The following is a 26,581-nucleotide window of genomic DNA, read 5'->3' on the forward strand; positions in this document are numbered from 1 at the left end:
CTTCACACTGTTACGCATGATTCAATTAGATAAAGCGCACGACTTCTTCTAAAGGAAGGCGTGTCGTTTGGTAAGCCGGAGCAGCTGCTTTTCCAACCGCAATCAACACAATCGGCATGTACCTTTCGGACAGCTCAAATCTTTCAGCAAACTTCTGCTTGTCAAATCCGCCCATTGTGACGGTATCATAGCCGTTAGCTTTGGCAATCAGCATCAGCTGCATGGATACAAGCCCGGCATCAAAAGAAGCAATATTTGCTCTCGCCTCAAATGGCGCATTTGGATAAGTATTGTTCGTGCTTTGAATGACCTTCTTCATGCTTTCTTCATCGATAAAGCCTGCCTCATAGCTGCTTTGATAGACCTTTTCCGCGCTCTTGTACATTTCCGTATCGCCTAGCACAGCGATGACCGCAGAAGCCGTCTCTACTTGCTCCTGGTTGTAAGCAATTCCCCGGAGCTCCTTCTTCATCTCTTGATCGTCAATGACGAGAAAGCGCCACGGCTGCAAGTTGCTGGATGAAGGAGCAAGCGTTGCTTCTTGGAGCATTTCCTCTATTTTATGTCGTGGAATTATATAGTTTGGATCATATTTTCTAACAGATTTTCGCTCGCGGATCACTTCCGATAAGCTGCACATAGTTGTTTCCATGTTCTTTCCCTCCTCATTGAACTTACTTTAAGTAAGTTCAAGAATAAGATTACTATTAGTAAGTTGGGCTGTCAAATACAATGTGATAAAATTTATTTAAAACACATTGAGGTTAGCGCGATGAGTAAACAAAACGAGTTTGATTGTCTTCAAAGCAAAAACAGGAACGCTGCAGGCATTTGCGATAATTTTCACCATACAATCGAGTTTATTGGAAAGCGCTGGATGGGAGTCATTATCTATACTTTACTGAAAGGAGAGAAAAGGTACCACGAATTATTAAACGAAATTCCAGGGATTTCTGATCGGCTCCTGACTGAAAGACTGCGCGAATTAGAAAATGAAGGGCTCATAGTCAAGGAGACATTCGAAGCTTCTCCAAGAAAAGTCACCTATCAATTAACCCCGCTTGGCCAGGAGTTAGAAAAGGTGATCCGCGCTGTGATGGAATGGGTGGGGAAGGCTTCTTCTTCTTAAACACCTATGCAGCGTTAAGGTAATCACTTTCCTTTCTATTTTATTTGCAATAACTGGCATCGTCTCATTCGTCACATGATGAACAGAAAGGTCCTGTTAAGGCGGATGGGCATTCATTGGCCCATATTCTAGATTTATTTGATTCTGGAAGGATTGAAATGAATTGAATGAAATAGGCAAACTACATGGATGACGTTTTTCCTGTGCTTCCTAATAATACCTGTATCTGTTTTGTTTAAAAATAAAAGGTAATGGGATCGCTGCCCATTACCTTTACTATGTATTAGGAATCTATACCAATAAATCCTCCATATACTCCTTTATCGTTGTGATAGAATTTACTTACTAGTAAGTTTGAGGGTCTCCAACTAGGCATAATAGGCACGTATGAAAAAAGGGACATTGCAACGAGGTTCAACTCCCGTTCAATATCCCTAATTTATATCATCGTTAATATACGAGTACTTCCACCATATTATGTATTGGTGGAGACGGTGGGAGTCGAACCCACGTCCAAAGATAACGCCACTTGAACGTCTACGAGCGTAGTCGATATATTGGGGTTTCACTGTTCCTTTTGCCTATCGACGGGCGTCCGGACAGCTAGCCTGATTGATCTCTTCCTTTGTCCCCAGGCGGAGAACTCCGGCGTAGTCCACTAAGTTTGGACCCCTTACCCGACTACATGGACGATAGCGGGAGGAGCAGCTGAACCTATATTAGGCAGCTAAAGCTAAATCTTTTTTGCCAGTTATATTTAGGCGTTTGCGTTGGTGCGAAGACGGCCCTCCGGCTCGCAGCCCAAGCTCGAACTATCCCTGTCGAATCCGTAACGTCCCCATTATAGAAATAGGAACCGGACGATATGTCCGATGCTCAGCTACAGTTCTTATTATACCATTTTCAGCAGAAAAAGCAACAACCGTTCCCCTTTTACCCTTTCTGCCGCTCTCTAAACGCCCGCTCGATGTCCCGCTTCGCTTCTTTTCTTTTCAGGTCCTCACGTTTGTCATATTTCTTTTTCCCTTTCGCGAGTCCAATTAGCAATTTAGCATAGCCATCCTTTAAATACATTTTCAACGGCACGATCGAATAACCGGCCTCTTTTGTTTCTCCGATCAGCTGGTCAATTTGCTTGCGGTGCAACAGCAGCTTTCTCGTTCTAAGCGGTTCATGATTATAGCGGTTGCCTTGTTCATACGGGCTTATATGCATGTTATAGACGAACAGTTCCCCTTTATAAATCCGGGCGAACGCATCTTTCAGATTCACTCTTCCGGCACGGACGGCTTTAATCTCGGTTCCTTGCAGCACAATCCCTGCCTCATAGGTTTCTTCAATGAAAAAATCATGATGCGCCTTTTTATTTTGCGCAATTACCTTTCCTTCTCCCTTTGGCATATCTCTTCACCTTCCGTTATTCAGTCCAGCCTGGCAGCTTTGAAGCTGCCAGGCGTCTCTTATCCTTTATTTCTGCGTCTTTTCTTTGCTTGTTTTTTCGCTACGCCTTCATAGTACTTGCCGCGCTTTTTCTTTTTTTCCGGCGGCTGGTTCGTCCACTCGCCACCCGCTCCTTCCTCGCTATTGCCTTGCGGGCCGCTCGCTTTTTTGTTCTTTGCTTTCACATTAATTGTTCTTGCCTGTTCCTGCGGGCGCTTTTTCGTATTTTTCATGCCGACCACTTCAAAGTCAATAGATTGTTCATCCTTATTGACATCTCGTACCCGGACTGTAATCTGATCACCGATGCGGAACACATTGCCCGTACGCTCGCCAATCATGGCATATTGCTGCTCGTCATAGCGATAGTAGTCATCCGTCATATACGAAACGTGAACCAGGCCTTCGATTGTATTTTCCAGTTCAACAAACATGCCGAAGTTCGTCACCGAACTAATGATGCCGTCAAATTCTTCCCCGATTTTATCGAGCATAAATTCTGCTTTTTTGAGTTCATCCGTGTCGCGCTCCGCATCGACAGCCCGGCGCTCCATATTAGATGTATGCTCGGCAATTTCCGCCAGCCGCGCTTCCCATTTCGCTTGCGTAGCCGGATCCACACGCCCTTCGATTAAATAGGTGCGAATCAAACGATGCACAATTAAATCCGGATAGCGGCGGATCGGAGAAGTAAAATGAGTATAAAAATCAGTCGATAGCCCAAAATGCCCCAAGCTCTCATCAAAGTATTTCGCTTGCTGCATGGAGCGAAGCATCACTGTGGAAATAATCACTTCTTCCGGTTTTCCTTCAATTGCTTCCAGCACCTCTTGCAGTGCACGCGGATGCACAGAATTAGCAGTTCCCTTGACAACGAGACCGAAATTGGTAATAAACTCAAAGAAACGCTGGAGCTTATCTTCTTTCGGGTCTTCATGGATACGGTAGATAAACGGCACATCCATCCAGTGGAAGTGCTCCGCTACGGCTTCATTGGCCGCCAGCATGAATTCTTCAATTAAGCGTTCCGCTACCGAACGCTCCCGCAGTACAATATCAACCGGCTTGCCTTCCTCATCCACGATGACTTTTGATTCTTTAAAATCAAAGTCAATCGCTCCGCGTTTTTCCCGCTTATTATGCAGGATAGCTGCCAGCTCCTCCATCTGCTCAAACAGCGGCACAAGCGGTTCATACTTAGCTCGAAGCTCTTCATCTTTTTCCACGAGGATTTGATTTACATCGCTGTATGTCATTCTTTCTGTCGTCTTAATGACACTTTGGAAAATTTCATGCCCGACTACTTCTCCAGACGGGTTAATTTCCATCTCACAAGACAAGGTCAGCCGGTCTACTTTAGGATTAAGCGAGCAGATGCCGTTAGAAAGGCGATGCGGAATCATCGGGATCACACGGTCAACCAAGTATACACTTGTACCGCGCTCATAGGCCTCCTCATCAATAGGCGATCCTTCTGTCACATAATAGCTGACATCAGCAATATGGACACCAAGCTTGTAGTTGCCGTTCTCCAGCTTTGTCACCGTCACGGCATCGTCTAAATCTTTGGCATCGGCTCCGTCAATCGTGACAATCGTTTCGCCTCGCAGATCCCGGCGGCCTTCTATATCCTTGTCACTGATCGTTTCCGGCACAGCATGGGCCTGAGCCATCACTTCTTCCGGGAATTCCTGGGGCAGTCCGTGCTTGTAAATAATCGAGATAATATCGACGCCCGGGTCATTTTTGTGGCCGAGAATTTGAATAACTTCCCCCTCAGCACTTTTGCGCCCATCCGGATAGGAGGTGATTTTCACGACTACCTTGTGGCCTTCTACAGCTCCGTGGGCGGCTTCTTTCGGAATAAAAATATCGCTCGCAAACTTTTTGTCATCAGGAATCACAAAGCCAAAATGCTTGCTGTCGGTATATGTACCAACAATCTCCGTTTTTCCTCGCTCTAAAATACGGACGACTGCCCCCTCGCGCCGCGATCCGCTCGTCTCAGATGTAATGCGGACGAGCGCAATGTCCCCGTTTAAGGCGCCATTTGTCTCATGAGGAGGGATAAATACGTCATCCATTCCTGGCTCTTCCGGGATTAAAAAGGCAAAGCCCTTTGAATGACCAGAAATTTTGCCTCGTATTAAATTCATTTTTTCAGGAAGCCCGTAACGGTTGGCCCGTGTACGAACGACCAGCCCTTTCTCTTCCATGTAAACAAGCGCCTTCACAAAGTCCTTAAACTCGGCAGAATCTTCAATCTGCATCATCTCTTCCAGCTCTTTAACAGTGAGAGGTTTATAAGACTCTTCTTTCATATAAGTCAGCAGCCTGTCGACTAATTCATTTTGCTGATCCATAACAATCCCTCCTTGCATTTTATCTTACACATTCCAGTCCAGCCGTTCCAAGAAAGCATAAATGTCTTCGTGAAGCTGTTCTTTTTCTTTATCCAGTGTAATCACATGGCCGGACTCTTCATACCATTTTATTTCCTTCATTGTTGATTCGATCTCATTGTAGATAATGTTCGCGCTTTCCGGGTTAATCATCTCGTCATGACGGGCTTGGACGATAAAGGATGGTGCATAGATCATATCTATATTGTTGCGCACGTCGGCAATGAGATGCTGTAAGGCTTTCAACGTGTTCATCGGTGTTTTTTTGAACGCTTCTATCTCTTGTTCAATTACCTCGTCCGATTTTCCTTCAAACTTTTTAAATTGGCGGGCATAGTCTACCACTCCTTGATACATAACCTCTTCGCTTTTGATATACATCGGCGCGCACATCGTGACAATTCCTTTCACAGGGAGCGTATAGCTGAGCTTTAAGGAAAAGACCCCGCCGAGTGATAAGCCGGCTACGGCGATTTCCTGATAGCCAAGGCTCTTCAAATGCTCATAGCCGTCCATTACATCCTGCCACCAGTCCTCTGGGCCGGTGTGAACCAGCTCCTCCGGCGGAACTCCATGTCCCTTGTAATGCGGAGCATGTGAGGTGTATCCTCTCTTTTCCAAAAAGCGGCCAAGCATCCGCACATCGGAAGAGTTTCCGGTGAACCCATGAAGCAGCAAAACCGCCCGCTTTCCAGCTTCAAATGTAAATGGTTTCGGCAAACGTAATTTCATAGTACAAAAAACCCCTTTTCTCTAGTATGAACCGTTCCACAGACATTCATTATCATTTTACGAAATAATGTCCTTGGAAACCAGCGAGAGGAACTAATTCATGGAGAGAAAAGGCAAGAAAAGATTTTCTTGTAAGAAAATGAAAGAGGAAAGAACCATTCAGCAAGGCTTTTTCAATCAATTACATCTCATCAGGCGCTTCAATGCCCAGCAAAGCCAGCCCCTCCTTCAATAGTTGGGCCACAGCTGAAACAAAAGCCAGACGGGAAAGCTGCTGCTCATCTTCCTCCAGTACCTTCACCTCTGCATAATATTTGTTGAAGGCTTGAGCCAGCTGAATCGTATGCTTGGCAATCCGTGAAGGATCAAACTCATTGATTGCTTTTTCAATGGCTTCCGGAAAGGACATCATCAGGCTGACCGCTTCCCATTCTTTTTCACCGGATAACACAACCGTTCGTTTCTCTTCTGCATGAAAGCCGGCTTTCCGCAAAATCGAACAGGCTCTGGCATGAGTATATTGCACATACGGCCCCGTTTCCCCTTCAAACCGCAGAATATCTTCCAGCGAAAAATCAATGTTATTCAGCCGGTAATTTTTCAAGTCATTAAACACAATCGCTCCGACGCCAACTTGTCTGGCGATCTCTTCCTTATTCGCCAGCCCGGGGTTTTTCAGTTCAATATTCTTTTTCGCCAAAGCAATCGATTCTTGCAAAACTTCTTCAAGCAACACAACCTGTCCTTTTCTCGTGGACATTTTCTTGCCGTCTTTGCGCATCATGCCAAACGGAATATGGATCAGTTCGTCAGCCCAACTCTCCCCCATTTTCTTTAACACGCTTGTTAATTGCTTGAAATGGAGGCGTTGCTCGCCGCCTACTACATACAGAGACTGGGCAAAATGATACGTTTCCTTGCGATAGAAGGCAGCTGCTAAATCTCTTGTTGCATACAAAGTGGCTCCGTCTGACTTTTTGATTAAGCAAGGCGGCAGTTCTTCTTCCGCTAACAGCACGACTTGAGCCTGTTCCGATTCAGTAAGCAGCCCTTTCTCCTCCAACCGCCGGACGATTCGATCCATTTTGTCGTTGTAAAAGGCTTCTCCTGCATACGAGTCAAATTCAATATTTAATAGCTGATAAATTCGCGAAAAATCTTTGAGCGATTCTTCCCGGAACCATTCCCACAGAACAACTGCCTCCTGGTCGCCATCCTCCAGCCGTTTAAACCATTGGCGGCCTTCCGCCTCCAGCTCCGGATTCCGCTCTGCCTCATCGTGGAACTTCACATAAAGAGCGAGCAATTCTTTAATCGGGTGCTCCTTTACTTTCTGTTCATCCCCCCACTTCTTATACGCAGCAATCAGCTTGCCGAACTGCGTGCCCCAGTCGCCGAGATGATTGATCTTTACAGGTCTGTATCCGCCTTTAGCAAGCAGCAGGGCGAGCGACTGTCCGATCACGGCAGAACGAAGATGACCCATGGAAAATGGCTTGGCGATGTTCGGTGAGGACATATCGATAACTATTACTTCCCCTTTGCCGATATGGAGCGTTCCATATTGTTCTTTTTTCGCCATCACCTCTTCAAGCACCAATTTCGTTACATATTTCTTGTCCAAAAAAGCATTTACATACCCGCCGGCCGCCTCCACCTTTTCAAAGAGCGGAGACTGAACTGCACAGCTTAGCTGCTCTGCAATGCTTTGCGGGGCCATCCGCTGGATTTTGGCTAGCGAAAAACACGGAAAAGCCAAATCGCCATGCTCAGCATGCTTCGGTTTTTCAATCAGCTGCTGGATTTCCTCTTTTGGCAAATCGTCCTTTAGCACTTGATATAAAGCTGCAGCAAACTCTTCACTGAATCTCATTCTTTTTCTCCTCCCGGCAAAAAAATAAAAAACTCCCGCCTCTTCTATATAAGAGACGAGAGTTGATACTTCGCGGTGCCACTCTTTTTGTTCCGTAACGAAACCAGCTTTGTTCTGTTAACGGGCGAGTCCCGGCCGGCCCTACACTATCATTCAGGCAGGCGTCTCCGAAGTGCGGTTCATCATTTGAGTTCGACCAGGCTTCCACCATCCCCGATTCTCTATCTTCCCTCTTCATGATTACTCTCTTCATCATTGACATTCTTGTTTGGCAATATTTTATATTTCTACTTACTATACTGCTGTTATTTTGTTTCGGCAACAGTCTTTTTATGTTTTGCAGCTATTTGCAGCGCAGCCAGGCCCGTAAAGTCATGAACAATTGTGGCCGCTAAGAGAGAGGTAATTTGAGCCGGATCGTAAGGAGGAAGCACTTCCACTAAATCAAATCCGATAAAATTAAAGCCGGTCAGCGAACGAACCATTTCCAGCGTTTCGAAGCTCGTCGGCCCTCCTACTTCCAGCGTGCCTGTTCCCGGCGCACAGGAGGGGTCAACAAAATCAATATCAAATGTCAAAAAGCAGGGCGTGTCGCCGATCTTCTCTCTTATTTCCGCTACTACGTCTGCGATTCCGCGTACTTTCAGCTCCTGAGTCGTAATAAGGTTGTACCCAAGGTCGGTACTGGAGCGAATATCCCCTGGATGGTTCAGTGTGCCCCGAATGCCAATCTGGAAGACTTTTTCATTTTGCAGCAGCCCTTCTTCATGCGCCCGGATAAAAGTCGAACCGTGCCAATATTTTTCTTCGTAGTATGTATCCCATGTATCGGTATGCGAGTCAAAATGAATCATCGCTACCGGACCGTATACTTTCGCAGCAGCCCGCAGGTTCGCAAGAGTGACAGAATGATCTCCTCCCAGAGCGATCGGGATGATATGCTGCTTCATCAAACCTAAAACAGTTTCCTCCATCAATCCATAGCTTCTGTGAATATTATGCGGAATCACCGGCACGTCCCCGATATCAATGGCGTTTGTTTCTTCAAAAGGAAACACTCGAAGCACCGGGTGATACGGAAACAGCGTCATAGACGACTGCCGAATAGCCTGCGGGGCAAAACGGGCTCCTACCCGGAAGGAAGCGGCCGTGTCAAAAGGCAGGCCAACGATGGCCACACGGGCGTCTTCGTGTTCAGCAGGCAAGCGCATAAAAGAACCTGTCGTGCAAAATTCCGGTTTTACATCTGGCGACAAAGGATATTTCATTTCATCTTTCCTCCCCACACACTTTTATTCCATTGAATTGCAAGTTGCATGCCAGCAATGAAAGTTCCGAAATACCGAGTGCTTCCCTTCTAGCCTTCCGCCCATTATGCACTATGGCATTTATTATTCAAGAATAAATAACCTTCCCCCATTCAACATACCTCCTATCACGAGAGGCGCCTAACGAGGTATTTCCCGCTTCTTGAATTGCTATTTCTCTATTATTTCATGCGGAGGCCTAATCATTTAGAAAGCTGACTGCACCTGTAGCGAAACCGCTCAAAAAAGGACACAAAAAAAGACTGTGAATCAAGCGGCACAAAGCCGGCTTGTCTCACAGCCCTTTTGATATTACAGCCCGAAATACGATACGGCAATCGTTAAAACAAAAAACAAAACAGCGAGCACCACGGTTACACGGTGTAAAATTAAATCAATGCCGCGTGCTTTCTGTTTGCCAAAAAGCTGTTCCGCTCCGCCGGAAATTGCTCCGGAAAGCCCGGCGCTTTTTCCTGTTTGCAAAAGAACAACAGCGATTAACGCAATGGATACAATCACAAGCAAAGTTACTAACAAAGTGTGCATTATGGTTCTACCTCCATCAACGAACATACGAATAAGATAACCTTACCATAAAACAGCCAAAAAGTGAACAACTTCCCCTAGCCTCCTGCCTGGCAGAACACAAAAAGCCGCTGCCCCATCAGTGGAGATGAGGCAGCGGCTTGAACCGTCTTATTTCTTTAAGTTATAGAATGTTTGGTTTCCAAGATATTGGGCAAGGTCGCCAAGCTGGTCTTCAATACGAAGCAGCTGGTTGTATTTTGCCACACGGTCTGTTCTTGAAGGTGCGCCTGTTTTAATTTGGCCGGCGTTTGTGGCCACAGCAATGTCAGCAATAGTTGCATCTTCTGTTTCACCAGAGCGGTGAGAGATAACAGCTGTATAGCCAGCGCGCTTGGCCATTTCGATTGCATCGAAAGTTTCAGTTAACGTACCGATTTGATTCACTTTAATCAGAATCGCATTGCCGACTCCTTGCTCAATTCCTTTGGCAAGCTTTTCTGTATTTGTTACGAATAAATCATCGCCGACAAGCTGGACTTTGCTGCCGATGCGCTCAGTCAGCATTTTGTGTCCTTCCCAGTCATTTTCATCTAATCCGTCTTCGATAGAAACGATCGGATATTTAGAAACCATTTCCTCGTACCAATCAACCATTTCGGCAGAAGTTTTTACAACTCCCTCTCCGCTTAAATGATATTTGCCGTCTTCTTTATTATAAAACTCAGAAGAAGCCGCATCCATCGCTAATTTCACTTGCTCTCCAGGCGTATAGCCGGCTTTTTCAATTGCTTCAATGATCGTTTGCAAAGCTTCCTCATTGGATTTTAAGTTTGGTGCAAAACCGCCCTCGTCTCCTACTGCTGTGTTTAATCCTTTTTCTTTTAAAACTGATTTTAAGCTGTGGAAGATTTCTGCTCCCATGCGAAGAGCTTCCTTGAAGTTTTCTGCTCCAACCGGCATAACCATAAACTCTTGAATATCCACATTGTTATCAGCATGCTCGCCGCCGTTTAAGATATTCATCATTGGTACCGGTAATTGCTTCGCATTCACTCCGCCAAGATATTCATACAAATGAACACCGAGGAAGTCAGCCGCCGCATGTGCCACAGCCATAGATACGCCAAGAATCGCATTAGCGCCTAATTTGCCTTTATTCTCTGTTCCATCCAATTCAATCATCGCCCGGTCAATGCCGATTTGATCAAGCACCTCAAAGCTGCCGACAAGCTCAGGGGCAATGACATCATTTACGTTCTCAACGGCTTTCAATACTCCTTTGCCAAGATAACGGCTTTTATCGCCGTCGCGCAGTTCGACTGCTTCGTATTCTCCAGTGGAAGCACCAGATGGCACAAGCGCTCTTCCGAAAGCTCCGGATTGTGTATACACTTCTACTTCTACTGTCGGATTTCCACGGGAATCTAATACTTCGCGTGCATAAATATCAGTAATAATTGGCATAACATTCTCTCCTTTTATGTGAATCATTTATTTTTTATTAAAGATGTTCCAGTCATTTCCGCTGGTTTGTCAATTTTCAGCAAATCAAGCATCGTTGGTGCCAAATCTCCCAAAATGCCGCCGGCGCGCAATTCTGCGCCTTCCTTTGTCACGATGACCGGCACAGGGTTTGTCGTATGAGCTGTCATCGGATCGCCGCCCGGTGTAATCACCTCATCCGCATTTCCATGATCCGCTGTAATAATGGCTGTTCCGCCTTTAGAAATAATTAAATCAACCACGCGGCCAAGGCACTCGTCGACGGTTTCCACAGCTTTGATTGTCGGCTGCAAAAGCCCCGAGTGGCCGACCATGTCAGGATTGGCGAAGTTTAAGATGATTGCATCCTGCCGGTCGTTATGAATTTCATCAAGCAGTGCCTCTGTGACTTCATAGGCGCTCATTTCCGGTTTTAAGTCATAGGTAGCGACTTTCGGAGAATCGATCAAGATCCGCTTTTCTCCTGGAAATTCTTGTTCTCTGCCTCCGCTCATAAAAAAGGTAACATGCGGATACTTTTCTGTTTCCGCAATGCGCAGCTGGTTTAAGTTATGGGCAGACAACACTTCCCCAATGGTATTCATCAAATCGACTTTATTGAAAGCAATGTCCCCTTTAACTGTTGCACTGTAAGGAGCCATGCAAACAAATTGAAGGTTTTGCGGCAGCCTGTCGCCGCGGTCAAAGCCTGCAAATTCTTCGTTCGTAAAAACATTGGATAATTGAATAGCCCGGTCCGGACGGAAGTTGAAGAAAATAATCGCATCGTTGTCTTCTACTTTCGCCACCGGCTGATCCGCTTCATCCGTTAAAACGGCCGGTACAACGAATTCATCATAAATTCCGTTTGCATACGAATCTTCTACTACTTCAAGAGGGTCCTTGAAAAACGGCGCTTCGTTATACACCAGGGCCCGGTAGGTTTTTTCGACACGGTCCCAGCGTTTATCCCGGTCCATTGCATAATAACGGCCGGAAATCGTGGCAAATTGCCCCACTCCGTATTCCTTCATCTTTTCCAGTGTTTCTGTAATGTAGCCTTTTGCCGTTTGCGGCCCGACGTCACGGCCGTCCAAAAAGGCGTGAAGATATACTTTTTCTAATCCTTCTTGCGCGGCAAGCTTCAGTAAAGCAAACAAATGTTCAATATGGCTGTGAACACCGCCATCAGACAGCAGCCCGAACAAGTGAAGAGCCGATCCATGCTTCTTTGCATGCTGAATTGCGGCTAAAAAAGCTTCATTCTTAAAAAATTCACCTTCGCGGATCGAAATATTAATCCGCGTTAACGTTTGATAAACAATACGGCCGGCACCAATATTCAAATGCCCTACTTCCGAGTTCCCCATCTGGCCTTCCGGAAGGCCTACCGCTTCGCCGCTCGCCGTAAGCGTGGAGTGGGGAAATTGCTCCCAATAGCGGTCAAAGTTCGGCTTCTTCGCCTGAGCGACTGCGTTTCCTTTCGTCTCCTCGCGGCAGGCAAAGCCATCTAAAATAATCAGGGCAACCGGTGATTTAGCCATGGTTAACGGCCTCCAGCAATTGCAGAAATGACGCAGGTTCTAAGCTGGCACCGCCTACAAGCGCTCCATCAATATCAGGCTGAGCCATAAATTCACCGATGTTAGCCGGCTTTACGCTGCCGCCATATTGAATGCGAACTTGGTCCGCTGTCTCTTGGGAGAATTGCTCCGCCACCGTTTGGCGGATATGGGCGCATACGGCATTTGCGTCTTCTGCTGTAGAAGATCTTCCCGTTCCAATCGCCCAGATCGGTTCATAAGCAATGACCGCTTCTCCTGCCTGTTCAGCTGTCAGCCCTGCCAAGGCTTTTTCAATTTGGCCAGCGACAAAGGAATTCGTTTCGCCGTTTTCACGCTGTTCGAGCGTTTCGCCGCAGCAGACAATTGGTGTCATATTGAATTTAAAAGCTGCCCGAACCTTTTTATTCACTGTCTCATCTGTTTCATTGAACATTTCACGGCGTTCAGAGTGGCCGATAATCACATACTTCACTCCGATATCAGCCAGAGCTTTCGGGCTGATTTCGCCAGTGAATGCGCCGTTTTCTTCAAAATGCATCGTTTGGGCGCCGATCTCTACATCAGATTCTTGCACCGTTTGAACAAGCTGCTCTAAAAACAGGGCAGGAGCGCAAATAACGCTGTCAACTATGCTGGCATCAGGCACCAGACTTTTCACTTCTTCAGCGAAGCTTTTTGCTTCTGCTGCCGTTTTATGCATTTTCCAATTTCCTGCGATAATAGGTTTGCGCATAAAGCTTCATCCTTTCTCATTTGTGATTTTACTTGTCGTCTAAAGCCACAATTCCCGGAAGCTGTTTTCCTTCCATGAACTCAAGAGAAGCACCGCCGCCAGTTGAGATGTGGCTCATCTTATCTGCCAAGCGGAACTTCTCAACCGCTGCTGCCGAATCTCCGCCGCCGATTACTGAATATGTACCTTCCGCTTCAGCAAGCGCCGTTGCCACTGCTTTTGTTCCCGCGGCAAACTTGTCCATTTCAAACACACCCATCGGCCCGTTCCAAATCACAAGCTTAGACTCTTGAATAGCTTCCTTGTAGAGTTCTGCCGTCTTTGGTCCAATATCAAGCGCCATCCACTCTTCCGGAATTTCATCAATCGCCACAACTTTTGCTTCTGCATTCTCGGAAAACTCATTGGCAACTACCGCATCAATCGGCATAAGGAACTTGACGCCTTTGTCTTCCGCTTTTTTCATAAACTGCTTCGCTAAGTCAATTTTATCCTCTTCAAGCAATGATTTTCCAATTTCATAGCCTTTTGCTTTAACAAACGTGAAAGCGAGGCCGCCGCCGATGATTAAATTGTCCACTTTATCGAGCAGATGATCAATGACATCAATTTTGTCCTTTACCTTAGCACCGCCGATAATAGCCGTAAATGGGCGCTCCGGATTAGATAACGCTTTGCCGAGAACATCCAGCTCTTTTTCCATAAGGAACCCAGCGGCTGCCGGCAAATAATGGGCAATCCCTTCTGTTGACGCATGAGCACGGTGAGCCGCGCCAAAGGCATCATTAACATAGAGGTCAGCCAAAGCAGCAAACTTCTTGGCTAGCTCTTCATCATTTTTCTCTTCTCCCGGATAAAAACGGACGTTTTCCAGCAATAGCACGTCGCCATCTTTCATAGCAGCTACTTCTTGTTCAACTGCTTCGCCAAAAGCTTCATCAACTTTTTTGACTTCTTTGCCAAAGAGCTGGGATAGGTGGGATGCGACAGGCGTTAAGCGCAATTCTTCTTTCACTTCGCCTTTCGGACGGCCCAGATGGCTCGCCAAAATCACTTTTGCTCCTTGCTCAGACAAGTATTGGATGGTCGGCAAAGCCGCCCGAATGCGCGTATCATCTGTAACGGCTCCATCTTTCATCGGCACGTTAAAGTCCACACGGCAAAACACGCGTTTTCCTTTCACATCCAAGTCTTTCATCGTCTTTTTGTTCATCTAAAAAGGTCCTCCCTCTTCAATAAAAAGATAAATTAAAAAGGAGGGGGATCTTTTTTCCCCGCTCCCCTTTCATCCCATTTACATTATAGATGTTAGGTTACCATTTTCCAATAAAGATGTTGAAAAATATAACACATTTTCTTATTAGTATCACACTATTGTCATTAGAGGCCTTTTTGAGCAATATAATCGACAAGGTCAACGACGCGGTGAGAGTAGCCAGACTCATTATCATACCAAGAGAGCACCTTCACCATATTGTCCTCTAAAACCATTGTAGATAAAGCGTCGATAGTAGAAGAAGCCGGGCTGCCATTATAGTCGCGTGAAACGAGCGGTTCTTCATTGTAGGCAAGGATGCCTTTCAATTCGCCTTCAGCTGCTTCTTTCAGCACAGCGTTCACTTCTTCGGCTGTTGTGTCCTCTTTTAGTTCAGCAACAAGGTCAACAACTGATACGTTTGGCGTTGGCACGCGCATCGCCATGCCGTTCAGCTTGCCTTTTAATTCAGGCAGTACAAGCGCCACTGCTTTGGCCGCACCTGTCGTTGTCGGGATAATATTTTCGGCTGCTGCCCGCGCGCGGCGGTAATCTTTATGAGGCAAATCTAAGATTTGCTGGTCATTTGTATAAGAGTGAACCGTCGTCATCATTCCGCGCACAATGCCAAACTTGTCATTCAATACTTTTGCAAACGGAGCCAAACAGTTTGTTGTACAAGAAGCATTAGAGATAACATGGTGGCTAGACGGATCATACTGCTCATGGTTCACGCCCATAACGATCGTAATGTCCTCATCCTTCGCCGGAGCTGAAATCACTACTTTTTTCGCTCCTGCCTCTAAATGTTTAGCTGCATCCTCCCGTTTAGTAAAGCGGCCTGTGGATTCAACGACAACCTCCGCACCAAGTTCTTTCCATGGAAGAAGCGCTGGATCGCGTTCGGCTGTTACTTTCACTTTTTTGTCTCCGACAAGAATATATTCTCCTTCAACGCTCACTTCTTCTTCTAAAGTGCCATGCACTGTATCGTATTTCAAAAGATGGGCCAGCATCTCAGCATCTGTTAAATCGTTCACTGCGACCACTTCAATGTTAGGATTTTTTAAAGTTGCACGGAAGACATTGCGTCCAATTCGTCCAAATCCGTTAATACCCACTTTTACTGTCATATCAATCGCTCCTTCTTTACATGTAAAGTTTTTATGGTTAACAGTCCGCAGACTGTCCATTTTCTTTTTAATTTTCCGCTAACAGCTGCTGAGCGGCTGCTTCGTCTGTAATCAGCACCGTGGTCTTAGGCGCTCCCCGCAAATAAGAACGGATGGCTTTGCCTTTCGACGCTCCGCCGGCGACCGCAAGTACATCATGAGCGGATGCAAGATCATCAGGCTGCAAGCCGATCGTTGACACCCGGTGGACAATTTGTCCCTCTTCATTAAAGTAATAGCCGAAAGCCTCAGCAACAGCCTTTTTCTCTTTAATTTTTTGGAATTCCTCTTCCGGCGTATTCCGGCGTTTCGCCATTGCAATCGCCTCACCAACCCCATGCAAAACGAGCGTAGAGGATTTAATTAACTGAAGAACCTCCTTAATGGCCGGTTCCTTTAAAATAGATGCATGGGTTTCCCGGCTAATTTGGTCGGGGGCATATAATAACCTGTGTTTGCTGCCGGTGCGGGCCGCCATTTTTGCTACGATGGAATTGGCCTGGTTCACAAGGTCCTCTCCCAGTCCGCCCCGTGCCGGCACGAAAACGACTTCCTTGCCGCCGGCAAAATCGGCTGTCATTGCTTCAGCTGCCTCTAGTGTCGTTGTCCCTCCTGTGACTGCGATGATATTCTTTGCCAACAGACGCTGTTTTATACTATTTGCACAGGCTTTCCCAAGTTCTTTTTTCACCCAGGAGGATTGATCGCTGTCTCCATGGACAATCGTCACTTCATCGAGGCCAAATTGTTTCTTTAACTTTTCTTCCATCGTATGTATACCCTTTATGCTGCTCATCAACCCTTGAAGCTCCTCAAGAACCGAGACTCCTTCTTCCGTCAGAATCATCCCCGTCGTCCGGTAGTCAATCAAATGCTGGGCTTTGAGAAACTCCACTTCTGTTCGAAGCGTTCGCTCCGTGAAGCCGAGTGACTGCGCCAAAATCCTCCTGCCTACCGGCTGTGACAAGCGAATAGATTGAAGGATTTCATACCTTTTTTGTAAGACTGCCAGCAAATCAGGCACGATTTTCTTTTGAATTTCAATCATTGTTTGCATATAGCGATCCCTCATTTTACATAGGGTCATTTTTTGTCCCTATAATTAAAAGCGCGTCCCACTTAGTCTAAAAAAATAAATCCCTGTTACAAAGCTTATTTTAACAGGGACCATAAGGGAAAGCAACTAATATGAACTCTTCATTTTAGCATGCGTTGTTGCATTTAGTTATCCAGCCTAAGCCTAATCGTCGGATAATCAACCTCTCCATATTGAACAATTTCCCCATCTACTTCAATGACAGGAATCATTAATCCGTATTTCTCAGTTAATTCATCGCTTTCATTAATGTTCATTTCATACATCCGAAACGCGATCTCTTCCCGTACAAGCTCCAATGTGCGCTTGGCCTCTTCACAGAGCGGACATTGGGGTCTCGTATAAAAATAAACTTCTTTCATTCTTGAATTCCTCTATTCTCAATCGTAACGTTTTCTTTTGGACGAAGAAGGGATAAAGAGCTGATCACGGTACTTAGCGACTGTTCTTCTCGATACTTGCCATCCCTCTTCTTTTAACAGATTGCTAATTTCCTGATCGGAAAGCGGCTTTGTCTTGCTTTCCCCATTGACAAGTTCCGTAATCTTTGACTTAACCTGGGCCGCAGAAGCCGTCTCTTCCGTGCCTCCTGACAGACCCGCCGGAAAGAATGTCTTTAATTCATATGTGCCATAAGGTGTCTGCATGTATTTTCCGCGCACGGCCCGGCTGACTGTGGACTCGTGAATTTCAAGCTCATCTGCAATCTCCTTCATAGTAAGCGGCTGCAGGCGGCTCGGTCCATAAAAAAAGAAGTCTTTTTGCTTTTCAACAATTTTTAAGCCGACACGCTGAATGGTTCGTTTACGCTGCTCCAGACTTTTCAGCAGCCATAGATAATCTTTATGTTTATCCTTCATAAATTCTTTCAACTGCTCATCCTTATGGCTTGCCAGTTCTTCAAAATAGTCTTTTTGAAAAACAATTTTCGGCATCTCATCTTCCAGTAAATGCACCTCTATCGAATCATTTTTCAGCACGACCGTCAAATCCGGACGGACATAGGTCGGCTGCTCGTAATGAAAGCGGGCCCCTGGCTTCGGATTGAGCTTCTGGATGAAATCCGCCGCCTCCTGGATGGCTTTTACATCAACACCTAGCTTTTTGGCCACCAGGCGCCAATTCTTCTCTGCAAACGCAATGAAATAATCTTGAATGATCACAGGGACAAGCGGCGGCACACCTTCCATGCGCTCGAGCTGCAAAAGCAAGCAATCTTGTAAGTTTTCAGCTCCGACACCCGCTGGCTCCAATTCCCGAATAAGCTGGAGAACCTCGGCAGCCGTTTCTTCCCGGCAGCCGCACATTCCAGCGGTTTCTTCGACCGTAATCGACATATATCCGTTTTCGTCCATATTATATAATAAAAAGTCAAGTATGCGCTTTTGCTCGTTGTTCAGCGGCACGAGCGAAAGCTGCATTCTTAAATAGTCTGTTAGTGTCTGGGAATGATCAGCTAAATGCTCTACCCAGTTTTTATCGTCTTTCTTCTCCAGTCTCCCTTTGCGCACCCCCGCTTTTTCCTTCGGCTGAAGCGCTTTCATTTCTGATACCTCTAATTGAATAAATGGATTCTCCATTGTCTTTGCTTCTAGAAATTCTGTTAACTCCTGGGCAGAGTATTGCAGCAAAGCAATTGCTTGTGTCAATTCCTGGGTCATTGCGAGTTTCATCGTTTGCTGCTGCCAAAGTCCGGGCTTTAAATGCATACTCAAATTCCTCTCCCCCTTCCTATTCTATTATACAACAGGATATAAATTTGAGAATGAAAATTTAGAATTTTTCATCCAATATATACGGCAACGAAAAAAAGCCCTGGTGGATTGCAATGAGAAACCAGCGGCAGCTTGCGGTTTTCGGCTGCTGAGCGCTTCAATGGAACACGAAAGAAAAAATGCCGTAACAAAAAATTAAACGGTTTGTTATTTGTAAGTTCTAAACACAAATGGATTTTATATACTTTTTATGTAAGTTAAAGAAAGGACAGCTTTCTTTTTTGCCGCAACAAAAAAGCTCCACAGCTTATGACACAGAGTCACTAAACTATGGAGCTTCCTAATGGTATACGCCCTCGGCAGGAATCGAACCCACATTTTCAGAACCGGAATCTGACGTGCTATCCGTTGCACCACGAGGGCTTGATAAGTACATTTCAAAATTATAGCGGAAAATCTGCAGAAAGGCAATCATTATTTTAAATTCTTTTATAAAAACACTTTCAGCCTCTTTTCTTGAGGGTTTAGCAGGAATTCAAGTGGGTATAATAGAAAACTATTGGAGAAGCATCTTTTTCCACATATGGCATTTGTTTAAGACATAATATTTGACCTTAATTGACCATCAATGTATGATACTACTACATAAGAATTTCTCATCATTTTATTTTCAAGGAGGAAAGAACATGAATTTAATTCCTACAGTTATTGAACAAACAAACCGCGGAGAGCGCGCGTATGACATCTATTCTCGCTTGCTGAAAGACCGTATTATCATGCTTGGCAGCGGAATTGATGACAATGTTGCCAACTCAATTGTTTCTCAGCTATTGTTCCTTGAAGCTGAAAACCCGGAAAAAGACATTTCCATTTACATTAACAGCCCAGGCGGCAGCATTACTGCCGGCATGGCGATCTATGACACAATCCAATTTATTAAACCGGATGTACAAACCATTTGTATCGGTATGGCTGCCTCTATGGGAGCATTCCTGTTGGCAGCCGGCGCAAAAGGCAAGCGTTATGCCCTTCCTAACAGTGAAGTCATGATCCATCAACCGCTTGGAGGCGCACAAGGACAGGCGACAGAAATTGAAATCGCCGCTAAGCGCATTCTCTTCCTGCGTGATAAACTAAACCAAATCCTAGCAGAGCGCACAGGCCAGCCGCTTGAAGTCATTGCCCGTGATACTGACCGCGATAACTTTATGACAGCGGAACGCGCACTTGAGTACGGCTTGATCGACAAGATCTTAACACGCAACGAACTGCCTGGTAAATAAAAACGAAAAAGACTGCTCCGAAGGCCGGCAATTGCCGGCTTGCGGGCAGCCTTTTTGCTGTTAAGGCCATTTGCTGCTATGTAACGGCTTACGGGCTTTGTTCATCTGATACATCGCCCGTTATTTTTTTAGTAGTTGCCTTCTTTTTCGACAAATTCAATTAACGCCGCCATTGCTTCTTCCTCATCGCGGCCGTCAATAGATAATGTCACGGTGCATCCGCGGTTAATTGCCAGGCTCATAATCCCCATAATACTTTTGGCGTTTACTTTTTTGCCGTCTTTCTCAAGGTGAATTTCTGAAGCAAAGCGATTGGCCTCCTGAACGAATAAAGCGGCCGGACGTGCTTGCAAGCCTGTTTTCAATTGAACTTCTGTTGTTTTTTCAATCATAACTTTCTCCTCTTTCATCATTTATTAATCGGTTCATTTGCCCGAATCTTTTCAGCAATTTCATCAATTTTGCGCAGACGGTGGTTAATCCCTGACTTACTAATAGCAGAGCCCGAAACCATTTCTCCAAGCTCCTTGAGAGTGACATCCTGATGGGCTACCCGCAATTCAGCGATTTCACGCAATTTATCGGGAAGCACATCAAGACCGACGGATGATTCAATAAAGCGGATATTTTCCACTTGGCGCAAAGCGGCACCGATCGTTTTATTCAAATTTGCCGTTTCACAATTGACGAGACGGTTCACTGAGTTGCGCATGTCTCTGACAATCCGTACATCCTCGAATCGCAGCAGTGCGTTATGAGCACCGACAATATTCAAAAACTCTGTGATTTTTTCAGCTTCTTTCAGGTAGGTAATGAAGCCTTTTTTCCTCTCCAGCGTCTTGCTGTTCAAATCAAAGCTGTTCATCAGCTCGCATAAAGCCTCATTGTGCTCCTTATAAAGGGAGAAGATCTCTAAGTGGTAGGAAGATGTTTCTGGGTTATTGACGGATCCTCCCGCTAAGAACGCACCGCGCAAGTAAGAGCGGCGGCAGCATTTCTTTTCAATTAAAGTTGGAGATATATTGTGAACAAAAGAAAATGAATGATCGATAATCGCTAAGTCCTCAAGAACTTCACGTGCCCGTTCCTTCAAGCGAACGATATAGATATTATTTTTTTTCAGTCTCATTTTCTTCCGTACAAGCAATTCTACTTCTACTTCATAGTTTTTCTTTAGCAGCACGTAAATTCTCCTAGCAATCGCTGCATTTTCTGTCTGAATGTTGACAATGAGGACACGATTGGAGAAGGAAAGTGAGCCGTTCATCCGAATGAGCGCTGACAGTTCAGCTCTGGCACAGCAATCTTTCACTTCAAGCGCTGTCAATTCTTTTTTTGTTTCAGAAGCAAATGACAACTAAGCCACCTTCTTCCATTTATTTTTTGTCTTGAATAAGCCGAAACAGAATCTCAGCGACTTTGTTGGTGTCATGGCGGACTACCCCGCCTTCACGAATAGCAATTTCATCAAAGATGACATTGAGGCCGAGTGATTTTAATAAATCCACATCATAGAACACCGGCTTCGCTCTCTCTTCTTTATATTTCTCTTGGATATACTCAGGAATCGGATCGTTATTGACTAAAATAGTGTCGATAAACGCACAGGACATATGGTCATAAATCGCTTTCACATGGTCGCTTGCCGTAAAGTCCAGTGTTTCCCCTGCCTGGGTCATCAAATTGCAAATATATACCTTTTTTGCGGCAGCCTGACACACTTCTTCCCCGATTTGGGGCACAAGCAAATTGGGCAAGATGCTCGTATATAAGCTGCCGGGTCCAACAATAATCAAATCAGCCTCTCTAATGGCGCGAATGGTTTCAGGCAGAGGCTGAATATCACCAGGTGACAAAAATACACGCTTAATCCGCTTGCCGGAATAAGGAATTTTCGACTCGCCGGATACAATCGTTCCATCCTCCATTTCAGCATGGAGAACAACACTCTGATTAGCAGCCGGCAGCACTTTGCCGCGTACATTTAGTACTTTGCTCATTTCCTGAACCGCATGCACAAAATCGCCTGTAATCGACGTTAATGCAGCGATCATCAAGTTGCCAAGCGAATGGCCGGACAATTCATTCTTCGTACTGAAGCGATGTTGGAAAAGCGTCTCCACGAGCGGCTCGACATCTGACAAAGCGGCCAGGACATTGCGAATGTCGCCGGGAGGAGGAATCTTCAGCTCATCGCGCAGCCGCCCGGAGCTTCCGCCGTCATCAGCTACTGTGACAATAGCTGTCAGATCAATTGGATGCTTCTTCAAGCCGCGCAGCAGAACCGATAGCCCTGTACCTCCGCCAATAATGACCACTTTCTTTGGCTGGCTTTGTCTCATATCGTCTGAACCGTTCTCTTGTTGATATCCCGATGGGTAATTCGGGTTTGATAATCGCCGGCAAAGTAATGGCCGATATGCTCCGCCAAAGCTACTGAACGATGCTGTCCTCCGGTGCACCCAATCGCCACAACAAGCTGGGATTTACCTTCCATTTTGTAATGGGGAAGCATAAAGGAAAGCAAGTCCAGCACCTTCTCCAAAAACTTTTGGGTATCATTCCACTTCATCACATAGCTTGATACGTCTTCTTCAAGCCCTGTATGAGGACGCAGATGATCGACATAATGGGGATTAGGCAAGAAACGGACATCAAATACAAGATCCGCATCGATCGGCAGACCGTACTTAAAGCCGAAGGACATGACATTGACGGTAAAGGCCGCTTTTTTATTAGGGGAAAATTCGCTAAGAATTTTCTCGCGCAAATCCTTTGGCTTCATTGAAGAAGTATTGTAAATAATGTGCGCTCGGCCTTTCAAATCCTCCAGCAGCGCCCGTTCCTGCTGAATGCCGTCCAAAGGCAAGCCGGTCGGCGACAGCGGATGAGAGCGCCGCGTTTCTTTATAGCGGCGGACAAGCACAGAATCCTCCGCCTCCAGAAACAACAGCTTGGGCGTGACTGAAGCCATCTCGGCCGCTTCATCCAGCGCCTGAAACAGGTAATCGAAAAATTCGCGGCCGCGCATGTCCATTACGACGGCTACCTTATTCATTTGATTGCCTGAATCCTTCATCAGCTCCAAAAACTTAGGCAGCAAGGTCGGCGGCAAATTATCGACACAATAGAAGCCAAGGTCTTCAAAGCTTTGAATAGCCACTGTTTTTCCCGCTCCGGACATGCCAGTAATGATTACCAGCTGCATTTCATTTCCCGCTTTATTGGTCATTCTCAATCCCCTCTCTCTTTTAGCGGCTGTCTCTCTCATGGATATTGCTTCGTATTAATTCGGATCAAGCCGATAGGAAATCAGCTTAAAATCAGGCGTGTATGTAAAAGCGCCATAAATGACACCTGTGCCATGCACCATATAATCCAGGATATGGCGGTCGCCTTCTGCCATTGGCAGCTCTTTTATTTTTTCAACGGGATGCCATTCAAGCTTTCCTTCTTCACTCTCTTTAATGGAGACCCCGTCACTTTCCTGAGCGAAAAAGGTAAACATCATCCACTCGGATACGATGTCGTCGCCATCTTTAATAATAAAGGTAAAGATGCCCTTCACGGCAGGACGGCGCAAATAAATGCCCGTCTCCTCCCTGTATTCACGGATCACCGCGTCCCGGACTGATTCTCCTGGCTCCATTTTTCCGCCCGGGGCAACCCACCAGTTGCGGCGAGGCTTTTGCAGGAGCAGAACTTTATCATCTTTTAGCAATAAACAGTTTGTTACACGCTGCATATTTTTCACCTCCGGGTAAGCCCGGCTTTAGGAACAGCCAGACAATCCGCCTCTTCTTTCATTCTTATTATTATACTATGTTCACTCTATTGATCTCAATGCCGGGTTCTCAGAAGAAACAGTTTCCTTTCTGAAAATGAAGAACCGCTTAGAAAATGTCCCTCATTTGGAATCATTCCACAAAAAAAGGGCTGTTCCATAACGGCACCTCTAACAGCTGCTTGAGCCGCAGAAGTTAATGCCGGTTATCGGAACAACCTCGCCAAAAGGGATATGATTAAATATAGGGGGTGTATCAGATTACTGAACTACTGTAACACATCTTTATTGCAGCTTCATTACGAGCCGATTAACAGACTGTTAAACTTATGCTTTTACCCCTAATTCTTCTTTTAATTCTTCAACGTAATGCTGGGCAGCCTGGGCAGCGATGCTTCCATCACCTGTTGCTGTGACAATTTGGCGAAGCGTTTTTTCGCGCACATCGCCAGCTGCAAAGATGCCCGGGATTTTTGTTTCCATTTTTTCATTTGTTACGATATAACCGGCCTCATTCGTAATTCCTAAATTCAAGAATGGTTTAGAAAGCGGCAGCATGCCGACGTAAATGAATACGCCATCGGCAGGGAATTCCCTTTCCTCGCCATTTTCAGTCGACACAAGTGTTACACTGCCTACTTTTCCATCTTTTTCATTGATTTCCTTGACTGTATGATTCCAAATAAAATCAATCTTTTCGTTTTTAAATGCCCGGTCCTGCAAAATCTTTTGAGCACGGAGCTCATCACGGCGATGAACGATGGTTACGTTTTTAGCAAAACGCGTTAAATAGCTTCCTTCCTCAACCGCAGAGTCGCCGCCGCCGACAACGACCAGATCTCTTTCTTTAAAGAAAGCGCCGTCACACACCGCACAATAGGAAACGCCGCGGCCAGTTAATTCTTTTTCGCCAGGCACCCCAAGCTTTTTCCACTCCGCTCCTGTAGTAATGATAACCGAACGCCCTTTAAAGTCTTTTGCACCCGCTTTGATTGTTTTATATTCCTTGCCGTCAATAATTTCTTTAATATCGCCATAGGCGTATTCAGCGCCGAATTTTTTGGCATGGTCAAACATTTTTGTAGATAATTCCGGACCAAGAATATGGTCATATCCCGGATAGTTTTCTACTTCTTCTGTGTTTGCCATTTGTCCTCCCGGCACGCCGCGTTCAATCATCAATGTAGAAAGATTAGCGCGTGATGTATAAACAGCGGCTGTCATTCCCGCCGGTCCCGCACCGATAATAATGACATCATAAATTTTATCTTCTGCTGCCAAAGCTAGCCACTCCTTTTCTTTCAGTACTATATACATACCCTAAATCGTATAGTTTATTCTCTTTCTATCCTAATCAATGAAGGGCTTTTCGTCTATTTTTCTGCTCACTATAATCGTTCGCGCACATGTTTGATGTATTTTTGCAAAGTTGAAGGAGAAAGATCATATTGCTCTGCAAGGCTTGTCTGCGATTCTTTTTCGCCGCGCAGCTTGCGCCACATATACTCAGTCGCCGCCGCAAATGCCGCTTGATTCTTCAAGCGGGATTGTTCTTCTGCCAATTCACCAAAAACCGTAAACCAGAGCATTAATAATCCCGCCTCTTCTGTACCGATCGGCTGAAATTTTCTATAAAGAACAAGAGCTGTTTCATGTGCCAGACTGATGCGTGATTCTTTTTTCAGCTGCGGATCGACAGGTATGCCAAGCACATCCGCCAAATAGATTCTTTCCCGGAAAGCAAGTGACTCAATGTCGCAAAAATCAGGATGGCTCATTACTTTTTTCTGATCTTCTGCAACCGAAAGCAAGAAGATGCCAAACAGACGCTCTTCTTCATACTCGCTATTCATCCTTCTTACAATGGAGGCTGGCTGATGCTCATAGCCTAATTGCTCTGTTTTTTTACTTGCCCACGGTTCCTGGCCAGCTTTCTCCGGACTTATCTTCAACATGTGCTTCCAAGCATTTTCAGCTGCTTCCTGCCGGCCTGAAAAGTAAGCGGAGTGGGATAGCCAGTAATAAAAAGCAGGTTCTCCGTCAAACCCTTTTTTATGAAGCTTTTTCAGCCAGCGATAGGCCTCTTCATACTGCCCGATAAGCGCGAAGGTGACACCAAGCTTAAATTGCTGTTCCGGCAAGATGGGGTATGTTTTGCGAAGCAAGTCCACCAGCTGCCGCAGGAGACTATATTGCTTTTCGTAAAATAAAAAAACGGCCAAATTGCATAAGGCATGCAAGTTTCCCGGATTTTTCTCCAGCACGCTGTCAAGCACTTGATGAGCCATTTCTACTTCCCCAAGATAAAAGTGGGCCAGTGCCAAGTTGTTATGGGCGGGCCAAAAATCTGGATGCTTGGCAATTAAGCCTTCCAGGCGCTCAATTGCTTTTTCAAAGCTGCCGCCCTCAAGCAAATAGCGGGCTTCTTCTTGAAGAGCAATTAACTCGTCCTGCTCATCCAGTTCATCTAAATCTTCCTCGCTGTCAAGCTCGATCAAGTCCAGCAATTCTTCTGCATCCTCGATAAATTCACCGGCTTCATCTTGTTCTAAGTACGCTTTCGCATGCTTAAATGCTTCCTTAAATAAGCCTAAGTGGGCATAATTGTTCGCTAAAAAATAATGACACTCACTAATCAAAGGATCTAAATCATCCAGCACGAAATGCAGCAAGCCGTTTGATTGTTCGAAATTGCCGAGCTCTGTTTCAACAATGGCCAATTGACAGGCAATCATCGGTTCCATCGGCTCTAAATCCATCGCGCGTGACAAATACTTCTTAGCCTTTGACAGTTCTCTCTTACGCAGCGCTTTTAACCCTTTTGTATAATAATACTCACCTGTCGGCAAAAAAGAGACGACCTTCCCTTTTTCCTTCCGTAGCTTTGAGTGTTTTGTCATGAAAGTCCTCCGAGCATTGTTAATTAACCTATTGAGTATATCACAGATGGCAAAGGCTCGTTAATAAAGAAGAAATAAAAATACCAGCAAGCGCGCCAGCTGATAAAACCGGGAACAGCTGTTACGGTTTTCGAATGAGCCAGAGCTTAAGAAAAGAGCTGCCTAAAGTCCATTCATCCTCGACT

At 45.6% G+C, this 26,581-nt stretch carries 24 protein-coding genes, 1 tRNA gene, 1 other RNA gene and 1 other annotated feature; of the genes, 2 read left to right on the forward strand and 24 right to left on the reverse strand.

All coding sequences use genetic code 11. The annotated features are described in order from the left end of the window. Window positions 1-25 precede the first annotated feature (25 nt). Window positions 26-652 carry a nitroreductase family protein gene (locus tag B1A98_RS06695; protein WP_063384774.1) on the reverse strand — a complete coding sequence of 209 codons (627 nt, stop codon included), beginning with the start codon at window positions 650-652 and terminating at the stop codon, window positions 26-28. Between the two features lie 120 nt (window positions 653-772). Here B1A98_RS06695 and B1A98_RS06700 point away from each other — a divergent pair, with 120 nt between their 5' ends. Next, on the forward strand, window positions 773-1,129 hold the full coding sequence (locus tag B1A98_RS06700) for a winged helix-turn-helix transcriptional regulator (RefSeq protein WP_052474962.1): 357 nt from the start codon (window positions 773-775) through the stop codon (window positions 1,127-1,129). A 483-nt stretch (window positions 1,130-1,612) separates the two neighbouring features. Here the strand turns inward: B1A98_RS06700 and ssrA are convergent. From ssrA to B1A98_RS06785, 16 genes are all read right to left on the reverse strand, one after another. Continuing rightward, window positions 1,613-1,969, reverse strand: a transfer-messenger RNA (tmRNA) gene (gene ssrA / locus B1A98_RS06705). Between the two features lie 93 nt (window positions 1,970-2,062). Beyond that, the gene (gene smpB / locus B1A98_RS06710) at window positions 2,063-2,530 is read right to left on the reverse strand and encodes an SsrA-binding protein SmpB (RefSeq protein ID WP_041094787.1); all 468 of its coding nucleotides are present in this window, start codon (window positions 2,528-2,530) and stop codon (window positions 2,063-2,065) included. Between the two features lie 59 nt (window positions 2,531-2,589). Further along, window positions 2,590-4,932, reverse strand: a complete 2,343-nt coding sequence (gene rnr / locus B1A98_RS06715) for a ribonuclease R (protein WP_063384773.1) — start codon at window positions 4,930-4,932, stop codon at window positions 2,590-2,592. Between the two features lie 24 nt (window positions 4,933-4,956). Next, window positions 4,957-5,703 carry an alpha/beta hydrolase gene (locus B1A98_RS06720; RefSeq protein ID WP_041094791.1) on the reverse strand — a complete coding sequence of 249 codons (747 nt, stop codon included), beginning with the start codon at window positions 5,701-5,703 and terminating at the stop codon, window positions 4,957-4,959. 181 nt (window positions 5,704-5,884) lie between these two features. Next, the gene (gene argS / locus B1A98_RS06725; protein WP_063384772.1) at window positions 5,885-7,576 is read right to left on the reverse strand and encodes an arginine--tRNA ligase; all 1,692 of its coding nucleotides are present in this window, start codon (window positions 7,574-7,576) and stop codon (window positions 5,885-5,887) included. Window positions 7,577-7,624: 48 nt separating this feature from the next. Next, window positions 7,625-7,841 (reverse strand) — a binding site (T-box leader). Window positions 7,842-7,881: 40 nt separating this feature from the next. Continuing rightward, complete coding sequence (gene speB / locus B1A98_RS06735; RefSeq protein WP_063384770.1) at window positions 7,882-8,844, reverse strand: agmatinase; 963 nt, start codon at window positions 8,842-8,844, stop codon at window positions 7,882-7,884. A gap of 351 nt (window positions 8,845-9,195) precedes the next feature. Then, on the reverse strand, window positions 9,196-9,429 hold the full coding sequence (gene secG, locus B1A98_RS06740) for a preprotein translocase subunit SecG (protein ID WP_041094799.1): 234 nt from the start codon (window positions 9,427-9,429) through the stop codon (window positions 9,196-9,198). A gap of 150 nt (window positions 9,430-9,579) precedes the next feature. Further along, complete coding sequence (eno, locus tag B1A98_RS06745) at window positions 9,580-10,875, reverse strand: phosphopyruvate hydratase (RefSeq protein WP_041094807.1); 1,296 nt, start codon at window positions 10,873-10,875, stop codon at window positions 9,580-9,582. Between the two features lie 23 nt (window positions 10,876-10,898). Beyond that, a complete protein-coding gene (gene gpmI, locus B1A98_RS06750; protein WP_063384769.1) occupies window positions 10,899-12,437 on the reverse strand; it encodes a 2,3-bisphosphoglycerate-independent phosphoglycerate mutase in 1,539 nt (512 codons plus the stop codon). Then, window positions 12,430-13,191: a triose-phosphate isomerase gene (gene tpiA, locus B1A98_RS06755; protein WP_063384768.1), complete on the reverse strand. Its 762-nt coding sequence runs from the start codon at window positions 13,189-13,191 to the stop codon at window positions 12,430-12,432. Before tpiA ends, gpmI begins: the two co-directional genes overlap by 8 nt. Before the next feature lie 28 nt (window positions 13,192-13,219). Beyond that, entirely contained in the window at window positions 13,220-14,404 is a 1,185-nt protein-coding gene (locus B1A98_RS06760) for a phosphoglycerate kinase (protein WP_063384767.1), read from the reverse strand. Window positions 14,405-14,571: 167 nt separating this feature from the next. Further along, complete coding sequence (gene gap / locus B1A98_RS06765; RefSeq protein ID WP_063384766.1) at window positions 14,572-15,579, reverse strand: type I glyceraldehyde-3-phosphate dehydrogenase; 1,008 nt, start codon at window positions 15,577-15,579, stop codon at window positions 14,572-14,574. Window positions 15,580-15,646: 67 nt separating this feature from the next. Beyond that, window positions 15,647-16,675, reverse strand: a complete 1,029-nt coding sequence (locus B1A98_RS06770) for a sugar-binding transcriptional regulator (RefSeq protein ID WP_063384765.1) — start codon at window positions 16,673-16,675, stop codon at window positions 15,647-15,649. 164 nt (window positions 16,676-16,839) lie between these two features. Further along, window positions 16,840-17,076 carry a glutaredoxin family protein gene (locus B1A98_RS06775; protein ID WP_063384764.1) on the reverse strand — a complete coding sequence of 79 codons (237 nt, stop codon included), beginning with the start codon at window positions 17,074-17,076 and terminating at the stop codon, window positions 16,840-16,842. An 18-nt stretch (window positions 17,077-17,094) separates the two neighbouring features. Next, window positions 17,095-18,423: an RNA polymerase factor sigma-54 gene (gene rpoN / locus B1A98_RS06780; RefSeq protein WP_041094821.1), complete on the reverse strand. Its 1,329-nt coding sequence runs from the start codon at window positions 18,421-18,423 to the stop codon at window positions 17,095-17,097. A 357-nt stretch (window positions 18,424-18,780) separates the two neighbouring features. Beyond that, window positions 18,781-18,852 (reverse strand) — tRNA-Arg (locus B1A98_RS06785). 263 nt (window positions 18,853-19,115) lie between these two features. Here B1A98_RS06785 and clpP point away from each other — a divergent pair. After that, window positions 19,116-19,712, forward strand: coding sequence for an ATP-dependent Clp endopeptidase proteolytic subunit ClpP (gene clpP, locus B1A98_RS06790; RefSeq protein WP_041094823.1), 597 nt, complete (start codon window positions 19,116-19,118; stop codon window positions 19,710-19,712). 128 nt (window positions 19,713-19,840) lie between these two features. On the opposite strand, the gene B1A98_RS06795 is transcribed toward clpP, so the two are convergent. The 7 genes from B1A98_RS06795 to B1A98_RS06825 all read right to left on the reverse strand — a co-directional run bounded on the left by B1A98_RS06795 (window position 19,841) and on the right by B1A98_RS06825 (window position 26,396). Then, complete coding sequence (locus tag B1A98_RS06795; protein ID WP_041094825.1) at window positions 19,841-20,104, reverse strand: HPr family phosphocarrier protein; 264 nt, start codon at window positions 20,102-20,104, stop codon at window positions 19,841-19,843. 17 nt (window positions 20,105-20,121) lie between these two features. Then, a complete protein-coding gene (whiA, locus tag B1A98_RS06800) occupies window positions 20,122-21,069 on the reverse strand; it encodes a DNA-binding protein WhiA (RefSeq protein ID WP_041094827.1) in 948 nt (315 codons plus the stop codon). A gap of 19 nt (window positions 21,070-21,088) precedes the next feature. Next, window positions 21,089-22,054, reverse strand: a complete 966-nt coding sequence (locus B1A98_RS06805; protein WP_063384763.1) for a gluconeogenesis factor YvcK family protein — start codon at window positions 22,052-22,054, stop codon at window positions 21,089-21,091. Continuing rightward, entirely contained in the window at window positions 22,051-22,944 is an 894-nt protein-coding gene (gene rapZ / locus B1A98_RS06810; protein WP_041094831.1) for an RNase adapter RapZ, read from the reverse strand. The genes B1A98_RS06805 and rapZ overlap by 4 nt, the downstream gene beginning before the upstream one ends. Window positions 22,945-22,998: 54 nt before the next feature. Next, window positions 22,999-23,457 (reverse strand): NUDIX domain-containing protein, encoded by a 459-nt coding sequence (locus tag B1A98_RS06815; protein WP_041094833.1) that lies wholly within the window; start codon window positions 23,455-23,457, stop codon window positions 22,999-23,001. 366 nt (window positions 23,458-23,823) lie between these two features. Next, window positions 23,824-24,777: a thioredoxin-disulfide reductase gene (gene trxB, locus B1A98_RS06820; protein WP_041094835.1), complete on the reverse strand. Its 954-nt coding sequence runs from the start codon at window positions 24,775-24,777 to the stop codon at window positions 23,824-23,826. Window positions 24,778-24,884: 107 nt separating this feature from the next. After that, on the reverse strand, window positions 24,885-26,396 hold the full coding sequence (locus B1A98_RS06825) for a tetratricopeptide repeat protein (RefSeq protein WP_063384762.1): 1,512 nt from the start codon (window positions 26,394-26,396) through the stop codon (window positions 24,885-24,887). Between the last annotated feature and the right edge of the window lie 185 nt (window positions 26,397-26,581).

It is taken from the genome of Pseudobacillus badius, assembly GCF_002189605.1.
GTDB classification, from domain to species: domain Bacteria; phylum Bacillota; class Bacilli; order Bacillales; family Domibacillaceae; genus Pseudobacillus; species Pseudobacillus badius.